The sequence below is a fragment of the Hymenobacter nivis genome (genome assembly GCF_006439025.1).
Classification (GTDB): domain Bacteria; phylum Bacteroidota; class Bacteroidia; order Cytophagales; family Hymenobacteraceae; genus Hymenobacter; species Hymenobacter nivis_A.
Genome location: NZ_RCYZ01000002.1, coordinates 480,535 through 497,325, shown reverse-complemented (window position 1 = coordinate 497,325; position 16,791 = coordinate 480,535). Strand labels below are relative to the sequence as shown.

Genomic DNA, 16,791 nt, shown 5'->3' with positions numbered 1-16,791 from the left:
TTGATTACTAATTATTGATTGCTAGCTGCTTATACCTTTATAAAGTTTACCTTATTCACCCCGAATAAATGTCTGTTATTCCGAGTATTCTTACCCCCGAACAGTTCGAGCAGTACAGCGCCGAGTGGCTGAAAATTGCCGGGGGCCCCGGGGGCGACGCGCTGGCTAACTGCTTTGCCGCGCCCGGCCACGGCCGCCGCACTTATGCGAGCCTGTCCATCCAGCACCTGGTGTGGCTGGTATCAACGGTAGGCATCGTCGCCGTCAGAACCCGGTTTCTGGCCATTGCCCACCAAGGCCACCCGGCGCGCTTCGCGCTGGCCCTGTTCGCCGCCGATGCCGCCGGCCAGCGCCTGTCGGCCTATTACCTGGCCGAGACTGAAGAGTATCCTACCAGGGACGCGCTGCACGCCACCCAAGTGCCGCACGACTTGGTGAAGGCCTGGCTGCACCACTGGACCGCCGCGCCGGCCATCACGCCCGCCCTGTTTGCCACCGCCTACGGGCCCCTGCAAGGCTACACTTTCGACGCGGGCGACTTCCTGGAGCCGCTGTTCGCCGCCCAGCCCTTCGGCGACCAAACACTGCGCATTAGCTTCGGCCTGCACGAGTACTATCCCGTTGAAGGGCCCCTGGCCCAGACCTTCGGGCTGGTGCTGCGCCTCCACGACCCTCAAAAGCTGGCCGGCGGCTCCGACGACCCGTTCTTTGACATGTCGCAGCCTTGCCCGCCGCATTGCTAGGAAACCATTCCGGGGCGTAAACAGCGCTGCGGATGGCTCACCTATTCTTACTCTACCCGTAAGCGGCATGACCAGCGACGCCTTATTTGTATTCGTAGCGCGCTTCATGGAGTTCGCGCTGGCAGTCACGTTCCTCAGCGGCGTGGTGCGGTTCCGGCAGCTGCCACCGGAGCTGCGCTGCTTGGTGGTGTTTTTGGGGCTGGATGTGCTCACGGAAATTGCCTCCGATTGGCTGCACCGCCACCACCAGCCCAACCTGTTCCTGTTTCCAATTTTTGCGGCGGTGGAGATATGGTTTCTGGCGTTGGTTTACGACCGGGCGTTGCAGTGGCCGGCCTTTTCGCGGTGGCGGCCGTGGCTGGCCGGGGCTTTTGTGGCCTACTGCGTGCTCGATGGCTGGCTCTTCCCCGAAGTGGCCCGCTTTAAGCCTGCCCTACAAATTGTGGAGAGCGTACTGGTGCTGAGCTTGGTGGGGCTGTACTTTCGCAAGCTGCTTCGCGAGCTGCGCGTAACGCGCCTGGACCAGGAGCCCATGTTCTGGGTTTCGACCGGCATCGTCATCAACTCCCTGGGCAGCATTCAGATTTTTTTGTTCAGCAACTACCTGCTCACGCACTATTCCAACCAGTTGAGCACGGCCGCCTGGGCCGTGCACACGCTGCTCAACGTGGTGCTGTACGCCTGCTACTGCACCGCCCTATGGATTCGCCCCCGGAAGTAACCTTCGCCTCGTTGTTCTTCGGCGGCATTGCGTTTATGCTGCTGGCGGCGGGGGGCCTGGTGCTGTTTTTGGTGGTGTACCAGAAGCGGCTGCTGCAACAGCAACTGCGCCTGCAAGCGGCCGAGGCTACCCACCAGCAGGCGCTGCTGGCCGCCATTGTGGAGGCCCAGGAGCTGGAGCGGGAGCGCATTGGCCGCGACCTGCACGACGGCATCGGCTCGACCATTGCCACGGCCAAGCTGCTGGTGCACCGCCTGGAGGGCCCCCAGCCCCTGGCCGACCGCACCGACCTGCTCGGGCTGGTGAAGGAAATAATGGGCACCGCCGTGCAGGACGTGCGCACCGTGTCGCACAGCCTCTACCCGGTGGTGCTGGCCCGCTTTGGCCTGGCCGAGGCCTTGCAGCACTTAGTCGACGTATCGAACGAGGCCGGCACGCTGGCCGTGGCCCTGGAGGTGGAGTACCCCCGCCCGCTGGCCCTGGCCCAGGAGCTGGCCCTCTACCGCATTTGCCAGGAGCTGATGCACAACGCCTTCAAGCACGCCGCCGGGGCCACGCGCCTGGGTGTGCAGCTGCGCCAGCGCGGCACGCTGCTCACCCTGGCCGTGGACGACGACGGCTGCGGCTTTGCGCTGCCCGCGCCGGGGGCCCCCGCGCTGGCCGCCCCGGGCGTGGGCCTGCGCAGCATCGACGTGCGGGTGCAGCTGCTGCGGGCGCGCCTGCACCGGGCCTCGGGCCCCGGCCAGGGCACCCACACCCGCGTCGAGCTGCCCGCGGCCTTCGTGGTGTAGGCCCGCGCTTTCCTCCCGTTTCTGTCCTTCCTACCCATTATGCCCGCCCCCGATTTCCCGGTTCGCATTGCGCTGCTCGACGACCACCCGCTGTTTCGGCAGGGGATGCGCTACATTTTGCAGGCCCTGCCCTACGTGGAGGCCGTGGACGAGGCCGGCGCATTTCCGGAGCTGCTGGCCCTCTGCCGCCAGCGCCTGCCCGACGTGCTGCTCCTCGACCTGCAAATGCCCGGCATGGATGGCCCCGAAGTGGCCAAAACCCTGCTCGCCGAATTTCCCGACCTGAAAATCATCGTCCTCTCGATGTTTTCCGCCGACAAGTTCATCACCCAAATGTTGAAGCTGGGGGCCCGCAGCTACCTGCCCAAAGACGCCGACCAGGACCAGCTCCGCCAGGCCCTGGAAGACGTGCTCACGAGCGGCCACCACGTCACGCCGCACATGGCGCGGGCGCTGCTGCGCGGGGCCCCCGCCGCCCCGCCCGCTGTGCCGGCGCTCTCGGCCCTGGTGCAGCTTACCCCGCGCGAGGAGGAAATCCTGCGCCTCATCTGCGAGGGCCGCACGGCCGCCGAAATTGCCGACCGCCTCTTCATCAGCCGCCGCACCGTGGAAGGCCACCGCCAAAACCTGCTCGAAAAAACCCACGCCCCCAACTCGGCCGGCCTCGTGGTGTACGCCGTGCGGCACGGCCTGCTGGACACGTGAGCTAATAATTTTACTACGCCTGCAATAGGCCGTCCGCCAGGGCCCTATCGTTGCTCAGGCGCGGCACTTTGTTTTGGCCGCCGAGCTTGCCCAGGCGCTTCATGTGGCGCTGGAAGGCACCGGGCGGCAGCGGCGTGAGCTGCAAGGGCACCAATATGTTGCCTTTTCTCAGGTCGTCGTAATAGGTGTTGCGCTGGCGCAGGGCCCCGTCCAGGGCCCCGGCGAAGGCGGCGGCATCGGCCGGGGCCCTGGCAAACTCCACCAGCCACTCGTGGCGTGAGGGCTGCGCGGGGTCAGCGCTCACGAGCGGGGCCACGGTGAACTCCACCACTTCCACCGCCGGAAACTGCCGCATGGCCTCGCGCAGGGCCCCTTCAACTTCCTCGCCGATAACGTGCTCGCCGAAGGCCGAGAGGAAGTGCTTGAGGCGGCCCGTGACCACTACCCGGTGCGGGGCCAAACTCACGAAGCGCACTGTATCGCCGAGCGAGTAGCCCCACAGGCCGGCGTTGGAGGTGAGGACGACGGCGTATTGCTTGTCCAGCTCCACATCGGCGATGGTGATGCGGGGCGGATTTTCCTCAAAAAACCGTTCGGCGGGCACGAATTCGAAAAAGATGCCGCTGTTCAGCAGCAGCAGCAGGCCGGGGTTGCCGGGCTCGTCTTGAAAGGCCAGGAAGCCCTCGGAGGCCGGAAACAGCTCGATGCTGTCGATGGGCCGGCCAAGGCTTTCAAAAAGCTTGGCGCGGTAGGGCGCGAAGTTGACGCCGCCGTACACGAACAGGTTAAGGTTCGGAAAAACGTCCTTGATGGGCCGCCCAGTAATTTGGAGCAGCTTGTCGAAGTACATCTGCACCCAGGGCGGGATGCCCGAAATCAGGGTCAGGTCTTCGGGCAGCGTTTCCTCCACAATGCGGTCGAGCTTAGCCTCCCAATCCTCGATGATGTTGGCCTCGTAGCTCGGCAGCTGGTTGCGGCGCAGGTAGGCCGGCACGTGGTGGTTGGCGATGCCCGAGAGGCGGCCGGTGGCGATGCCGTGGTGCTGCTCCAGGGCCGGCGAGCCGCTGAGAAACATGAGCTTACCATCCAAAAATTGGCTGCGGCCGGTGGCGTGCACATAGTGCAGCAGCGCGTCGCGGGCCCCGCCGATGTGGTTGCCGATGCTGGCGCGGGTGATGGGAATGTACTTGGTGCCGCTGGTGGTGCCGCTGGTTTTGGCCAGGTACAGCGGTCGGCCGGGCCAGAGCACGTCGGCCTCGCCGGCCTGGGTGCGGTCAAAGTACGGCTTGAGGCCTTCGTAGTCGCGTACGGGCACTAAGCGGGCCAGGTCAGCGGGCGTGCGCAGGGCCCCCAGGCCGTGCGCCTGGCCGAAGGCCGTGGGGGCCCCGGCGGCGGCCAGCTGGCCCAGCAGCCGCAGCTGCGTGGCCACCGGCGCGCGCTGCCACTGCCGGTCGCGGTGGGCAACGTAGGTCGCCAGGGGCCGACTCAAGGCTGATTTTATTCCCATAAGCTGAACAAGCACGCCCTGTTGAACGCCCGGCGAAAGTACGCCCGGGGGCCCCGCGGCAACCTAAACCCGGGGGCTCCGTTTCCTGCCCACACCTTCACTCACTCAAAACAACCTCAACCATGGCAGACCATGCAGGCAAGGCCGTCTGGAACGGCGACATCAAAGGCAGCGGCACCCTCACCACCGACAGCGGCCACCTCGACGCCCCGTATTCGGCCGGTAGCCGCTTCGAAGGCAAGCCCGGCACCAACCCCGAGGAGCTGATTGGCGCCGCCCACGCCGGCTGCTACACCATGTACCTCACGAGTGTGCTAACCAAGCACGGCCACACCATCGAGAACATCACCACGACCAGCACCGTGACGATGAACCCCAACAACGGCCACCCAGTCATCGAGCACATCCACGTGAACACCGTGGGCAAAGTGACGGGCGGCAACATCACCCCTGAAGACTTTCAGAAGCACGCCGAAGATGCCAAGGCCAACTGCCCGGTATCGAAGGTGCTGAGCGCCGTGCCCAGCATGACGCTGGAAGCCAAGCTAGCCTAGGTTAATTGTCCTTATTTCCCGCTGCCGGTTTCGCGCCGGGGCCCCAGTTGGCGGCTCCGGCGCGAAACCGGCAGCGGGAAACTATTTTTGCCCTATGTCAACAGGTTCTACCCGCATCCGCCTCCGCCCCGCCAACACTTCCCGCGTCCCGTTTTGGGGCCAATTGGCCATTGGCCTGTTCTGGGTGGTCTACGTTTCGGCCATGGCCTGGGGCGATACGTCGGCCCACGACTACCACTTCCTGCACTGGGTGTTCCTGGCGTTCAGCCTCGTCTACATCGGCTACGTGTTGGTGAACAACGCCCCCATTTTTGGCACCCAGAGCTACCTGGAGTTCACGCCCGGCTACTTGGTGCACAAAAACGGCCTGTTCCGTCCCAAGCAAGTCTTCGCCGTCGAAAACATTGCCAGCCTGGAGCTGCTGGCCTCCGTGCTACGCGTTCGTCTGAAAGACAACGAGTTGTATGCTCTCGACCTGAAGGAAGTGAAGGGCAAGCGCCGCAAGCTCGTGTTCCGCGAGCAGGTGCGCCGCTTCGCCGCCCGCTACAGCATCAACCTGCTGGAGCCCAGCCCGCTGCGCGGGTAGTTGGGGACCTCGGCCTAAGGCCCTACGCGCGGCGCGGGGGGCCCTACTTGGCAAATTTCTTGCGCAGGTCATCGACCTGGCTGCGGAATTTCTTGTCCAGATCCACCAAGTCCGACACGGTTTGCACTGAGTGCATAACGGTGGTGTGGTCGCGCCCGCCGAAGTGGAACCCGATGGTTTTCAGCGTGTGGCTAGTGTGGTGCTTGGCGAAGTACATAGCCACTTGGCGGGCCGTCACTACTTCCTTTTTGCGGGTTTTGTCTTTCAGCAAGTCCACCGACACGTTGAAGTACGCGGCCACGGTCTTCTGGATGAAGTCGAGGTTCACCTCTGCCTCCACTTCCTCAATGATGTGGCGCAGGGCCTGCTTCACCATTTCCAAGTCGATGTCGCGGCGCGAAAGGCTGCTCTGCGCCACCAGCGAGGCAATAACGCCCTCCAGCTCGCGCACGTTGGTGTGCACCGAGTTGGCCAGGTAGTCCACCACGTGCGGGGCCGGAATGTCAATCCCGTCCTGCTCCATCTTATTGCGGATGATGGCCACGCGCGTCTCAAAGTCGGGCGTCTGCACATCGGCCGTCAGGCCCCACTTGAAGCGCGAAAGCAGCCGGTCTTCCAGGCCCTGCAAGTCCTTGGGCGGGCGGTCCGAGGTGAGCACAATCTGCTTGGCCGACTGCTGCAAGTGGTTGAAGATGTGGAAGAACATCTCCTGCGTCTTGTCCTTGTCGGCCAGGAACTGCACGTCGTCCAGAATCAGCACGTCCACCTGCAGGTAGAAGTTGGCGAAGTCCTGCACCTTGTGCGACTTCACGCTCTCGATGAACTGGTTGGTGAACTTCTCGGCCGATACGTAGAGCACGAACCGCTCGGGGCCAGTGGCCTTGATGTGGTTGCCGATGGCCTGCACCAGGTGCGTTTTGCCCAGCCCCACGCCCCCGTACACCATCAGCGGGTTGAAGCTGGTAGTGCCCGGCTTGTTGGCCACGGCAATGCCCGCCGAGCGGGCCAGGCGGTTGCAGTCACCCTCAATGTAGTTGTCGAACGTGTAGGAGCCGTTGAGCTGCGAGGGCACCAGGTTGCCGTCCACGGCGCGCGCCTGCTGGAAGGGGTTGCGCGGGGCAGCCTCGGCGGTGGCCGCGGCGGGGGCCATCACGGGGCGGTTGCTGCCGGCGGCTTGGTAGTAGCGGGGGCCGCTGGCGGGGCCGTTGCCGGGCACGGGGCGGGGCCGGGCGTCGGGCGGCGGGGCGTCGCGCTCGGGGGCCGCCTGCTTGCGGGCCGGGGGCAGGTGCAGGGTTTTGGGCTGGTCGAGGGGCGTGCCCTGGTCCACCACCACGCTGTACTCCAGCCGGCCGGCGGCCCCCAGCTCCTGGAACAGGGCCCGGCGCAGCTCGTCCACGTAGTGCTCTTCGAGCCAGTCGTAGAAGTAGTTGCTCGGCACCTGGATGGTGAGCACGTTGTCTTTCAGCTCCACCGGCACAATGGGCCGGAACCACGTCTTAAAGCTTTGCTCGCCGATTTCGGCCGCAATCGTGCGCAGACAGCCTGCCCAAACGGTGCGAAAATCTTTGAGCATGGGAGGAATCCGCCAGCAAGCCGGGCAGCATCAGACAAGGGTAGAAAGACAACCAAACCCGGCCCCAACGTGGAGGCGTTTGGGTTAGGGGGGGACAAAATTGTGGAAAACTTACCGAGAAAAAAAGTCGGTTCTTCCTTGCTTATGTCGGGCTTTTAGCAGGCCCCGCGTACGGGCACCACGGCGGCACTGGCCAGCCCGGCGCGCTTGGCTCCGGGCGCAAATTCGTAGTCGAGCCGCCCCAGGTTGATGCCCGACCAGCCCACCTGGTTGATGAGGGCGGCGTGGCCGTCGGGGCCCTGGATGGGCTCGGGCGCGTCCATGAACGTGTGGGTGTGGCCACCCAAGATCAGGTCGAGGCCGGCCACCTGGGCGGCCAGCTTGCGGTCGTCGAGTTTTTCGTTGTCGTACTTGTAGCCCAGGTGCGAGAGGCAAATCACCATGTCGCACTTCTCGGGGCCCCGCAGCTGGGCCACCATTTCCTTGGCTTTGGCTACGGGGTCGAGGTACAGGGTCTGGCCAAAATTTTTGTCGCCCACCAGCCCAGCCAGTTCAATGCCCAGCCCGAACACACCCACGCGCACGCCCTGCTTCACGAACACCTTGTAGGGCTGAAACTTGCCAGCCAGCGGCGTCTTCGAGAAATCGTAATTGGCGATGAGGAACGGGAAGCCCGCGTTGGGCAGCTGGCGCCCGAGGCCGTCGAGGCCATTGTCGAAATCGTGGTTGCCCAGGGTGCTGGCGTCGTAGCCCATGCGGGTCATTAGCTTGTATTCCAGCTCGCCGCCGAAGAAGTTGAAGTACGGCGTGCCCTGGAAAATATCGCCCGAGTCGAGCAGCAGCACGTTGGCCTCCTGGGCCCGCACATCGGCAATCAGGGCCGCGCGCCGGGCCATGCCGCCGAGGCCCGCCCACTGCCCACCGCCCTCCGGAAAGGGCTCGATGCGCGAGTGCATGTCGTTGGTGTGCAGAATGGTGAGCTTCACCGGGGCTTTGGCGGCGGGGGCGGCCACGGCCGCATTGGCCAGGGCCCCCAGCCCAGTGAGGCCGGCGGTGCCCAGCAAAGAATGGCGGAGGAAGTCGCGGCGTTGCATAGCAGGTTATTTAGGTACTTCGCTGTATCAACAAATAAATCCTTGGCTGGGGGCCCCGGCTACTGCACTTTCACCCGGCCTTCGACCTGGGCTGTGACGGGCTGGCCGGCCTTGGTGAGGTCGCGAATGTGGTCGGCGATGGCGGAGCGCAGCAGCACGCCGGTGTGGCGCGGGGCGATGTTCTTGAAAAACACCATGTTGTCGCCGCCCCCGGCCAAGTAGTCGGAAATGGCAATGGCGTAGGGCTTGGGTTGGGCAGCATCGAAAGGCTGGCCACCGATGCGAATGTCCAGGGCGTGGCCGTCGGGCGTGGCCGTGTAGGTGGCCCCCGAAACGGCCATTTTCACATGGGCAGCAAAGTCGAAAAGCTGCTGCACGGTGGCGGCGGGCGCATCGAGCACCACCAGCTCGTTCTCAAAGGGCATGAGCTCGAATACGTTGCCCAGCGTGACGGGCCCCGCGGGCAGGCCAGCGCGCAGGCCGCCGTTGGTCATCACGCCCAGCGGGATGGGCTCGTGCAGCACCGCGGCGGCGCGCTGGCGCTGCAAGTCGGCCACAAAATTGGCCAGCGGCGACTCGCCCGACTTCTTGGTGAGGGCCACCGGGGCGGTACCCAGCACACCCTGCATCTCGGCCGTCACTTTGTCGTGGTAGGGCCGGATGAGGGCGGCCACGGCGGGGTCTTCGGCCTGGGTTTTGCCCACCGGCTGGCTCGTGGCGGGCGCGAAGTGGGCAGTGGGCCGGTAGGGGCCCCGCTGGCAGCCGGCGGCGGCCACCAGGGCCAGCGCAGCGGCCATAAAACGAAGGGAACGCAGCATAAAAAGCACGGAAGCAGTGGGCGGCAACGGCGGGCAGCGGGCGGCTGCGAGGGGGCAAAGGTAGGGCCCCGGCCAGGTTCGGTGGGGCCCGGGGGCCCGGCCTTTCCCGGCCGGGGCGGTATCTTGCGGGCATCCCGCGGCCCGGCCTGGCCGCGTTTTCCCACCCCCGTTCCATGTCCGAATCCTTGCCGGCGGCGCCAGTTGCTTTCACCGAATTTCCGGCCCTCACCACCGCCGCCTGGCAAGCCCGCCTGGCCCGCGACCTGAAGGGCCAGGACCCGGCCGTGCTGCGCTGGCCACTGCCCGGGGGCCCCGTGCTGGAGCCGTTTTACCACCGCGAAGCCCTCGACGCGCTGGGCGGCCCGCCCGCGCCCCTGCCCTTCCCGGCCCGCTCCTGGCTGAACGTGCCCGCCCTGCCCGTGCCGGCCGGCGCCGACGGCCGCTTTGAGATTGAGCGCGCCGCCACGGCCCTGGAACACGGGGCCGATGGCGTGCATTTCGAGCTAACCACGGCTTCAGCGTTTGATGCCAACTACCTGGCCCAGCGGCTGCCGCTGGCGGCCACGTTCGTGGGCTACACCGTGGCCGAGGGCCCCGACGAGCTGCTGGCGCGCCTGGCCGCCGCCGCGCCGGGCGTGGCGCTGCGCGGCTTTTTGCGGTTTGCGCCGCTGCTGGGGCCCGAGGGCGGCACGCCGGCGCAGTACGCGGGGGCCCTGCGGCGCTGCGTGGCGCTGGCCGCGGCCTGGCCCGACTTCCGGGCGCTGGCCGTGAACGCGGCGTACTTCGGCAATGCCGGTGCTACCGGCGGGCAGCAGCTGGCCTACGGCCTGGGCACCGCCGCCGCCCTGCTGGCCGCCCTGCCCGATGCGGCCACGCCCCTGGCCGCCGTGGCCGGGGCCCTGCACTGGCACGTGGCCGTGGGCCCAAGCTACTTCCCCGAGCTGGCCAAGCTGCGGGCCCTGCGCCGCCTCTGGCCCACGCTGCTGCACGCCTATGGCCTGCCGCCCGCCGCAGCCGGGGCCCTGCGCGTGCACGCCGCCACCGCCACTTGGTCGCAAACCACCCTCGACCCGCACACCAACCTGCTGCGCGCCACCACCGAAGCCATGAGCGCCGTGCTCGGCGGGGCCGATTCGCTGGCTGTGGGCACGTTCGACAGCCTGTACGCCGCGCCCAACGAGTTTTCGGGACGCCTGGCGCGCAACCTCTCGCTCATTTTGCGCGAGGAGGCCCACTTTGGGGCCGTGCAGGACCCCGCCGCCGGCTCGTACTTCCTCGAAACCTTGACCGACGAGCTGGCCCGGGCGGCCTGGGCCCTGTTCCAGCAAACCGAGGCGGCGGGCGGGCTGCCGGGGGCCCGGCCGCTGGTGCTGGAGGCCGTGCACGCGGCGGCGGCGGCCACCTTCCAGCGCATCGCCGCTGGCAAGCAAGTGGTGGTGGGCACCAACCGCTTCGAGGACCGCGCCGAGCGCTTCGCCTTCAACCCCAAGCGGTTGCTGCGCTCGGCGGCCTTCGACACCACCCGCGCCACCTACCCGTCGGAAGTGCTGCGCCTGGCCACGGCCCTGCACTTCGAGCGGCGCGAGCGCAAAACCAAGCAGGCGGCCCTGGTGCTGCTGGGCGCGGGCGTCAACCGCCACATCGAAGACTCGTTTTGGCAGACGCTGCCGGCCCAGGAGCGCCCCGAGCTGGCCGCCAGCCACCCCGAGGGAACTCTCTCCTTCCTGTTCTCGTCGCCCGAGGAGGCCACGCTCATGTACGCCACGCCCGAGCAGTTTCAGCGCTTCGCCCGCTTCCTCTACCGCATTCCGGTCGAGCGCCAGGTGTTCGTACCGCCGGTGCTGCTCTCCTCCGACCTGGCCACCTTGCAGGAAGCCGTGCACGTGTTCGGCTTCCACGAAATGCGGGTGCAGGGCTACACCACCGAGGAGGTACTGGCCCGCATCCAGGGGCGGTAAGCTTCCATTAAAAATTTAAAAATGAAGAATTAAAAGTTATGAATTTCCACCCGGGCACTTGCCGAAAGACCCGGGCTAAACCAGCTGATTGGCTGATTTTTAATTCATAATTTTTAATCTTTAATTCTCTTCCCATGAAACCCGACTTTGCCGCCATTGCCTACGACGCCGCGCCGCCCCAGCCCGCCCCCGGGGCCCCCAGCGCGCCGGCCCAGTCCACGCCCGAAGGCATTGCGCTGAAGCCCGTTTACACCGCCGCCGACGTGGCCCACCTCGACCACCTGGGCTTCGGGGCCGGGCAGGCGCCCTACCTGCGGGGGCCCTACGCCAGCATGTACACCCAAAACCCGTGGACGGTGCGCCAGTACGCGGGCTTCTCGACGGCCGAAGCCAGCAACGCTTTCTACCGCCGCAACCTGGCCGGCGGCCAAAAGGGGCTGAGCGTGGCCTTCGACCTGGCCACCCACCGCGGCTACGACTCGGACCACCCGCGCGTGCAGGGCGACGTGGGCAAGGCCGGCGTGGCCATCGACTCGGTGGAGGACATGAAAATCCTGTTCGACCAGATTCCGCTGGAGCAGATGTCGGTGAGCATGACCATGAACGGGGCCGTGCTGCCGGTGCTGGCCTTCTTCATCGTGGCGGCCGAGGAGCAGGGCGTACCGCCCGAAAAGCTGACCGGCACCATCCAGAACGACATCCTCAAGGAGTTCATGGTGCGCAACACCTACATCTACCCGCCGGCGCCCAGCATGCGCATCATCGCCGATATTTTCAGCTACACGGCGGCGCGCATGCCCAAGTTCAACTCCATCAGCATCAGCGGCTACCACATGCAGGAGGCCGGCGCCACCGCCGACCTGGAGCTGGCCTATACCCTGGCCGACGGCCTGGAGTACGTGCGCGCCGGCCTGGCCGTGGGCCTGCCCATTGATGATTTTGCCCCGCGCCTGTCCTTTTTCTGGGCCATCGGCATGAACCACTTCATGGAAATTGCCAAGCTGCGGGCCGGCCGCCTGCTCTGGGCCAAGCTCATGCAGCAATTCAACCCCCAGAATCCCAAGAGCATGGCCTTGCGCACGCACTGCCAAACCTCGGGCTACTCCCTCACCGAGCAGGACCCCTACAACAACGTGGCCCGCACCGCCATCGAGGCCCTGGCGGCCGTGCTCGGCGGCACCCAGAGCCTGCACACCAACGCCCTGGACGAGGCCATTGCCTTGCCCACCGACTTCTCGGCCCGCATTGCCCGCAACACGCAGCTGTACTTGCAGCACGAAACCGACGTGACGAAAGTGGTGGACCCTTGGGGCGGCTCGTACTACGTGGAAACCCTGACCCACGAGCTGGCCGACAAGGCCTGGGCCCTCATCCAGGAAGTGGAGGCGCTCGGCGGCATGGCCAAGGCCATCGAGACGGGCCTGCCCAAGCTGCGCATCGAGGAGGCCGCCGCGCGCAAGCAGGCCCGCATCGACGCCGGCAAGGAGGTGATTGTGGGCGTGAACCAGTACCAGACCGACGAGAAAACCGAGGTCGAAGTGCTGGACATCGACAACGATGCCGTGCGCGAAAGCCAGCTGGCCCGCCTCACCCACGTAAAAGCCACCCGCGACGCCGTGGCCGTGAAAGTGGCCCTGGCCGCCCTCACCGAAGCCGCCGGCCTGCGGTTAGAAGAGTTAAAAGTTAAAAGTGACGAGTTAGAAAACGATGGGGCCCCAGAAGCTCCGAACGCTTCGCCTTTAACTTTTAACTTACTGGCCCTGGCCGTAACGGCCGCCCGGGCGCGCGCCACGCTGGGCGAAATCTCGGACGCACTAGAGGCTATGTACGGCCGCCACCAGGCCACCACCCGCACCGTGGCGGGCGTGTACTCGCAGGAAATGAGCCACAATGAAGCCTTTGCCCAAGCCCGCGCCGCCGCCGATGCCTTCGCCACCGCCGAAGGCCGCCGCCCGCGCATGCTAGTGGCCAAAATGGGCCAGGACGGCCACGACCGGGGCGCGAAAATCATCGCCACCAGCTTCGCCGACGTAGGCTTCGACGTGGACCTGGCCCCCCTGTTCCAAACCCCCGGCGAAGTAGCCCGCCAGGCCGTGGACAACGACGTGCACGTGGTGGGCGTGAGCAGCCTCGCCGCCGGCCACAAAACCCTGCTGCCCTTACTCATCCAAGAGCTAAAGGACCAGGGCCGGCCCGATATCCTGGTCATCGCCGGCGGCGTCATCCCCGCCCAGGACTACCAATTCCTCTTCAACGCTGGCGTGGCCGGCGTATATGGCCCCGGAACAGTCATTGCCAAAGCCGCCATGGAGATTTTAGGAAAGCTGGAAGGACCAGTATCTTTTCCAACTACCTGATATTCAATTTACTATCCAATGCAAAGTTACATCCCTACCCTCACCGCAGCTGCTGCCACTGCCGGTAGGTAGCGCTGCGCCACAGCCACTCCAGGGGCCCGTACCGGAAGCGGCGCAGCCAGGCGTGCGCCGCGGCGGCCTGCGCGGCGAAGAGCAGCGCGGCGGCTCCTAGCACGGCGGGCAGCGGCAGCGGCGCGGGGCCCACGTAGCGCCGGGCACCCCAGGCGAAGAGCAGCAAACAGCACGATTGCAGCACGTAGGTCGTCAGGCCCATGCGGCCCAGGGGCCCCAGCCAGGCCAGGGCCCGCCGCCCAAATGGCCGCCGGTACAAGAGCACCACGCTTGCCACGTACAAAGCCGAAACGGCGAGGCTTTTCAGGGTAAAAAAAACGTCGTAGAAGCGCAGCGGAGAACCCGCCCCGGGGCCCAAAACCAATGGCATGCAACTGTATACCAAGCGTGTGGTTATAAAAGCCACGGCTGACGCTAGCAACACCCGGCTGAAAAAAGTCCGGCTGAAAGCAGTGTCGGCAAAGGCGTTGCGGCGGCCCAGGTACAGGCCCAGCAAAAACAGGGCGGCGACGCTGAACACTCGAAACCCAGAAATCTCGCCGGCTAGAAAATTGCCCGCCGCCGCCCCAAAGGCGCGCACGAGTAGCGCCGTGGCCGGGGCCAGCCAGTAGCTAAAACCCAATCCCCCGATGAAAAGCAAAGCGCTGGCCAGCAGCAGCCACGCGTTACGCCAGTGGTGCACCAGCACCAGCAGCAGGCCCACTGCGGCGTAAATGTGCAGGATTTCGACCTCGAACAGCAGCCGGTGCAGCCAGCCCAGGGCCCCCAGCAGCACCAACCGCCACACGAAGCGCGCCGCGTAGGGCTGGCCCTTGGCGCCGGCGCTGCGCAACTGCAAGGCAAAGCCCAGCCCAAAAAGCAAAGAGAAAATGCTAAAAAACTTCCCCGCCACCAGCGCATCGACGCTCAGCCGGACGGCCGCGGTGCCGGCGCTCATGGGGCTGGAGGGCCCCAGGCCGTCGCCGCGCTGGCCCGCAAAGCTTGTCAGGAAGTGCACTAGCCAGATACCCAGCAGGGCAAAGCCCCGCAGCACGTCCACTGCTTCGAGCCGCGGCGGGGCGGCCGGCGGTGCGGAGGAAAACGGTGGGTTTGCGTGCACGCTCAAAGGAGTTGGGGCCCCACCGGCGGCGGGCCCCGCAAAACTAGCGCCCGGCGCGCCCCGGGCAGGGGCCCTAGCTTGGCCAATTGGTTGCCCGTTGCCCGTTGTCGGTTGCCCGGCAGTTGGCATCAATGAAACCAAAACCGGATAACTAGCAACTGACAACTAACCCCCTTGACGCTTATTGCAGCTGGGCCTTGAAGACGATGCGCAGGGTGCGGGCCACCCGCACCGGCGTGCCGGCCTGGCGGCCGGGCTGCCACCAGGGCATGAGACGCACCAGGCGCAGGGCTTCCTCGTCGAAGCCGTGGCCGCAGCCCTTCACTACTTCGGCGTCGCAGATGCGGCCCTGCTCGTCCACCACGAAGCCCACGTACACGGCCCCGGCCAGGTTGTCTTCCAGGGCCCGGGCGGGGTAGTGCGCGTTTTGGCGCAGGTAGGCGTGGTAGGCTGCGTCGCCGCCGGTGAAGGTGGGCAGCACTTCGGCAAAGGCCAGGGCGGCGGCGCGGGCACTGCCGCCGGCCGACACCGTGGCCCCGGTCGCGGAAGTACCGGCGTCCGAGCCGCTGCCCGTCAGGGCGTACATCGTCACGGCCAGGGGCCCCGCGGCCGGGGCCACCACCGTCTGGGCCCGGTAGCCCGAGCAGCTGAACACGAGCACTGGGTCTTCGCCGGGCGCGGGCACCAGGAAGCGGCCGTCGGAGTTGGTACTGGCCATGCTGGGCAAGCCCTGCACCACGATGACCACGCCCGGCAGGGGCGCGCCGGCCTCGTTCAGCACTTGGCCCGCCAGCGCGGCCACGGGCCGGGGGGCCCCATACTGGCGGCCCGGCCCGGCCGGAGCAGCGCTAAGCAGCGAAGCGGGCGCAAGCGCGTGGCCCAGGAGCAACAAGCTGGTGTAGAGGTGTAGCAGCATAAAAATAAGAATTGGGATGGGAAGAAACGCCGGGGGGTTGGGTCGTTTTGCGGACGGCCTTGGCCACGGCAAACCCGCAGCCAAAAGACAAGAGGACAAAGACCAATACCCGGAAAATAAAATTATCTAATACCGTGCTCATAAAATGATATTATATTTCAACAAACAGTTTTTTATTATTAATAAAGTACAAAACTTATGAAACTGCCTACTCAACCACAAATAACATAAAATCTTATTTATACAGACCTTGGCAAATTAAACCACTTTCTTTTCCAGTAGCTAATTTTTATTTTATCAAAGTTTATTGCAGCTTTTTTTAATAATAAATACGCCAGGTAAAGTATAATTTTTACAACAATACTATTTCATCAACTTGGCAGGCCAGCGGCCAGCAGCCGGCAGCTTAAGACTAGAAAATAGCCCGCGGGCGCGGACAAAGCCCCGCTATGGCAGTTATAATGCCAGCTGATTGCCCTTACTCTTTTTTTTGTCCCATGGATCTTCAACTCACCAATAAGACAGCCCTCGTGACGGGCTCTACCGCAGGCATTGGCCTGGCCATTGCCCAGCGGCTGGCGGCCGAGGGGGCCCACGTTGTGCTCACGGGGCGCACCGAGGCGCGCCTGGCGGCGGCCAAGGCCGCCATTTTGCAGCGCACGCCGGGGGCCGTAGTGCGCGGCGTGGCCGTCGATTTTGGCGACGTGGCGCAGGTGGATGCGCTGCTGAAGGCCGTGCCCACGGTAGATATTTTAGTGAACAACGTGGGCATTTTCGAGCCTAAGCCCTTCGCCGACATCGCGGATGCCGAATGGCTGCGCTTCTTCGAGGTGAACGTGCTGAGCGGGGTGCGGCTGGCACGCCAGTACTTCCCGCTGATGCTGGCCCAGGGCACGGGGCGCATCTTGTTCATTTCGAGCGAGTCGGGGCTGCAAATCCCGGCCGAGATGATTCACTACGGCACCACCAAAACGGCCCAGCTGGCCGTGGCCCGGGGCCTGGCCGAGCTCACCAAGGGCACGGCCGTCACCGTCAACTCGCTGCTGCCGGGGCCCACGGCCTCCGAGGGTGTGGAAGAATTCCTGCAAAAGCTGGCCGGCGAGGGCAAAACCCGCGAAGAAGCCGAGCACGCGTTCTTCCGCGATGCGCGGCCTTCGTCGCTGCTCCAGCGCTTCATTACCGTGGAGGAAATTGCCGACACGGCCGCCTACCTCGTCAGCCCGCTGGCGGCGGCCACCAACGGGGCCGCGGTGCGCGCCGACGGAGGCGTGGTGCGCAGCATCTAGCCGCCGGGGCC

The 16,791-nt window shown here is 65.5% G+C and carries 15 protein-coding genes; 9 read left to right on the top strand and 6 right to left on the bottom strand.

Going from position 1 to position 16,791, the window contains the following annotated elements; translation table 11 throughout:
* Positions 1–68 precede the first annotated feature (68 nt).
* From EAH73_RS06665 to EAH73_RS06650, 4 genes are all read left to right on the top strand, one after another.
* Positions 69–743 (top strand): hypothetical protein, encoded by a 675-nt coding sequence (locus tag EAH73_RS06665; RefSeq protein ID WP_140465702.1) that lies wholly within the window; start codon positions 69–71, stop codon positions 741–743.
* 67 nt (positions 744–810) lie between these two features.
* Positions 811–1,464 (top strand): hypothetical protein, encoded by a 654-nt coding sequence (locus EAH73_RS06660; protein ID WP_140465701.1) that lies wholly within the window; start codon positions 811–813, stop codon positions 1,462–1,464.
* Complete coding sequence (locus EAH73_RS06655; RefSeq protein ID WP_140465700.1) at positions 1,443–2,255, top strand: sensor histidine kinase; 813 nt, start codon at positions 1,443–1,445, stop codon at positions 2,253–2,255. The genes EAH73_RS06660 and EAH73_RS06655 overlap by 22 nt, the downstream gene beginning before the upstream one ends.
* A 39-nt stretch (positions 2,256–2,294) precedes the next feature.
* Positions 2,295–2,960, top strand: coding sequence for a response regulator (locus EAH73_RS06650; RefSeq protein WP_140465699.1), 666 nt, complete (start codon positions 2,295–2,297; stop codon positions 2,958–2,960).
* Positions 2,961–2,973: 13 nt separating this feature from the next.
* On the opposite strand, the gene EAH73_RS06645 is transcribed toward EAH73_RS06650, so the two are convergent.
* On the bottom strand, positions 2,974–4,467 hold the full coding sequence (locus EAH73_RS06645) for a GH3 auxin-responsive promoter family protein (protein ID WP_140465698.1): 1,494 nt from the start codon (positions 4,465–4,467) through the stop codon (positions 2,974–2,976).
* A gap of 122 nt (positions 4,468–4,589) precedes the next feature.
* Here EAH73_RS06645 and EAH73_RS06640 point away from each other — a divergent pair, with 122 nt between their 5' ends.
* Positions 4,590–5,021, top strand: coding sequence for an OsmC family peroxiredoxin (locus EAH73_RS06640; protein ID WP_140465697.1), 432 nt, complete (start codon positions 4,590–4,592; stop codon positions 5,019–5,021).
* A 94-nt stretch (positions 5,022–5,115) separates the two neighbouring features.
* Positions 5,116–5,607: a hypothetical protein gene (locus EAH73_RS06635; RefSeq protein ID WP_140465696.1), complete on the top strand. Its 492-nt coding sequence runs from the start codon at positions 5,116–5,118 to the stop codon at positions 5,605–5,607.
* Positions 5,608–5,650: 43 nt separating this feature from the next.
* Here EAH73_RS06635 and dnaA read toward each other — a convergent pair whose 3' ends face one another.
* From dnaA to EAH73_RS06620, 3 genes are all read right to left on the bottom strand, one after another.
* Positions 5,651–7,180: a chromosomal replication initiator protein DnaA gene (gene dnaA / locus EAH73_RS06630; protein WP_140465695.1), complete on the bottom strand. Its 1,530-nt coding sequence runs from the start codon at positions 7,178–7,180 to the stop codon at positions 5,651–5,653.
* A gap of 155 nt (positions 7,181–7,335) precedes the next feature.
* Positions 7,336–8,274: a bifunctional metallophosphatase/5'-nucleotidase gene (locus EAH73_RS06625; RefSeq protein ID WP_140465694.1), complete on the bottom strand. Its 939-nt coding sequence runs from the start codon at positions 8,272–8,274 to the stop codon at positions 7,336–7,338.
* 59 nt (positions 8,275–8,333) lie between these two features.
* On the bottom strand, positions 8,334–9,092 hold the full coding sequence (locus EAH73_RS06620) for a 5'-nucleotidase C-terminal domain-containing protein (protein ID WP_140465693.1): 759 nt from the start codon (positions 9,090–9,092) through the stop codon (positions 8,334–8,336).
* 173 nt (positions 9,093–9,265) lie between these two features.
* On the opposite strand from EAH73_RS06620, the gene EAH73_RS06615 reads away from it, so the two are divergent.
* Both EAH73_RS06615 and scpA read left to right on the top strand, forming a co-directional pair.
* Entirely contained in the window at positions 9,266–11,050 is a 1,785-nt protein-coding gene (locus EAH73_RS06615; protein WP_140465692.1) for a methylmalonyl-CoA mutase family protein, read from the top strand.
* Positions 11,051–11,184: 134 nt separating this feature from the next.
* Positions 11,185–13,407, top strand: a complete 2,223-nt coding sequence (scpA, locus tag EAH73_RS06610) for a methylmalonyl-CoA mutase (RefSeq protein WP_140465691.1) — start codon at positions 11,185–11,187, stop codon at positions 13,405–13,407.
* 40 nt (positions 13,408–13,447) lie between these two features.
* Here scpA and EAH73_RS06605 read toward each other — a convergent pair whose 3' ends face one another.
* Together EAH73_RS06605 and EAH73_RS06600 are read right to left on the bottom strand one after the other, a co-directional pair.
* Positions 13,448–14,578, bottom strand: a complete 1,131-nt coding sequence (locus EAH73_RS06605; RefSeq protein ID WP_161599463.1) for a DUF418 domain-containing protein — start codon at positions 14,576–14,578, stop codon at positions 13,448–13,450.
* Positions 14,579–14,759: 181 nt separating this feature from the next.
* On the bottom strand, positions 14,760–15,494 hold the full coding sequence (locus EAH73_RS06600; protein ID WP_140465689.1) for a TonB family protein: 735 nt from the start codon (positions 15,492–15,494) through the stop codon (positions 14,760–14,762).
* Positions 15,495–15,991: 497 nt separating this feature from the next.
* Between EAH73_RS06600 and EAH73_RS06595 the strand changes: the two genes are divergently transcribed.
* A complete protein-coding gene (locus EAH73_RS06595; RefSeq protein WP_140465688.1) occupies positions 15,992–16,780 on the top strand; it encodes an SDR family NAD(P)-dependent oxidoreductase in 789 nt (262 codons plus the stop codon).
* The last annotated feature ends 11 nt before the right edge of the window (positions 16,781–16,791 follow it).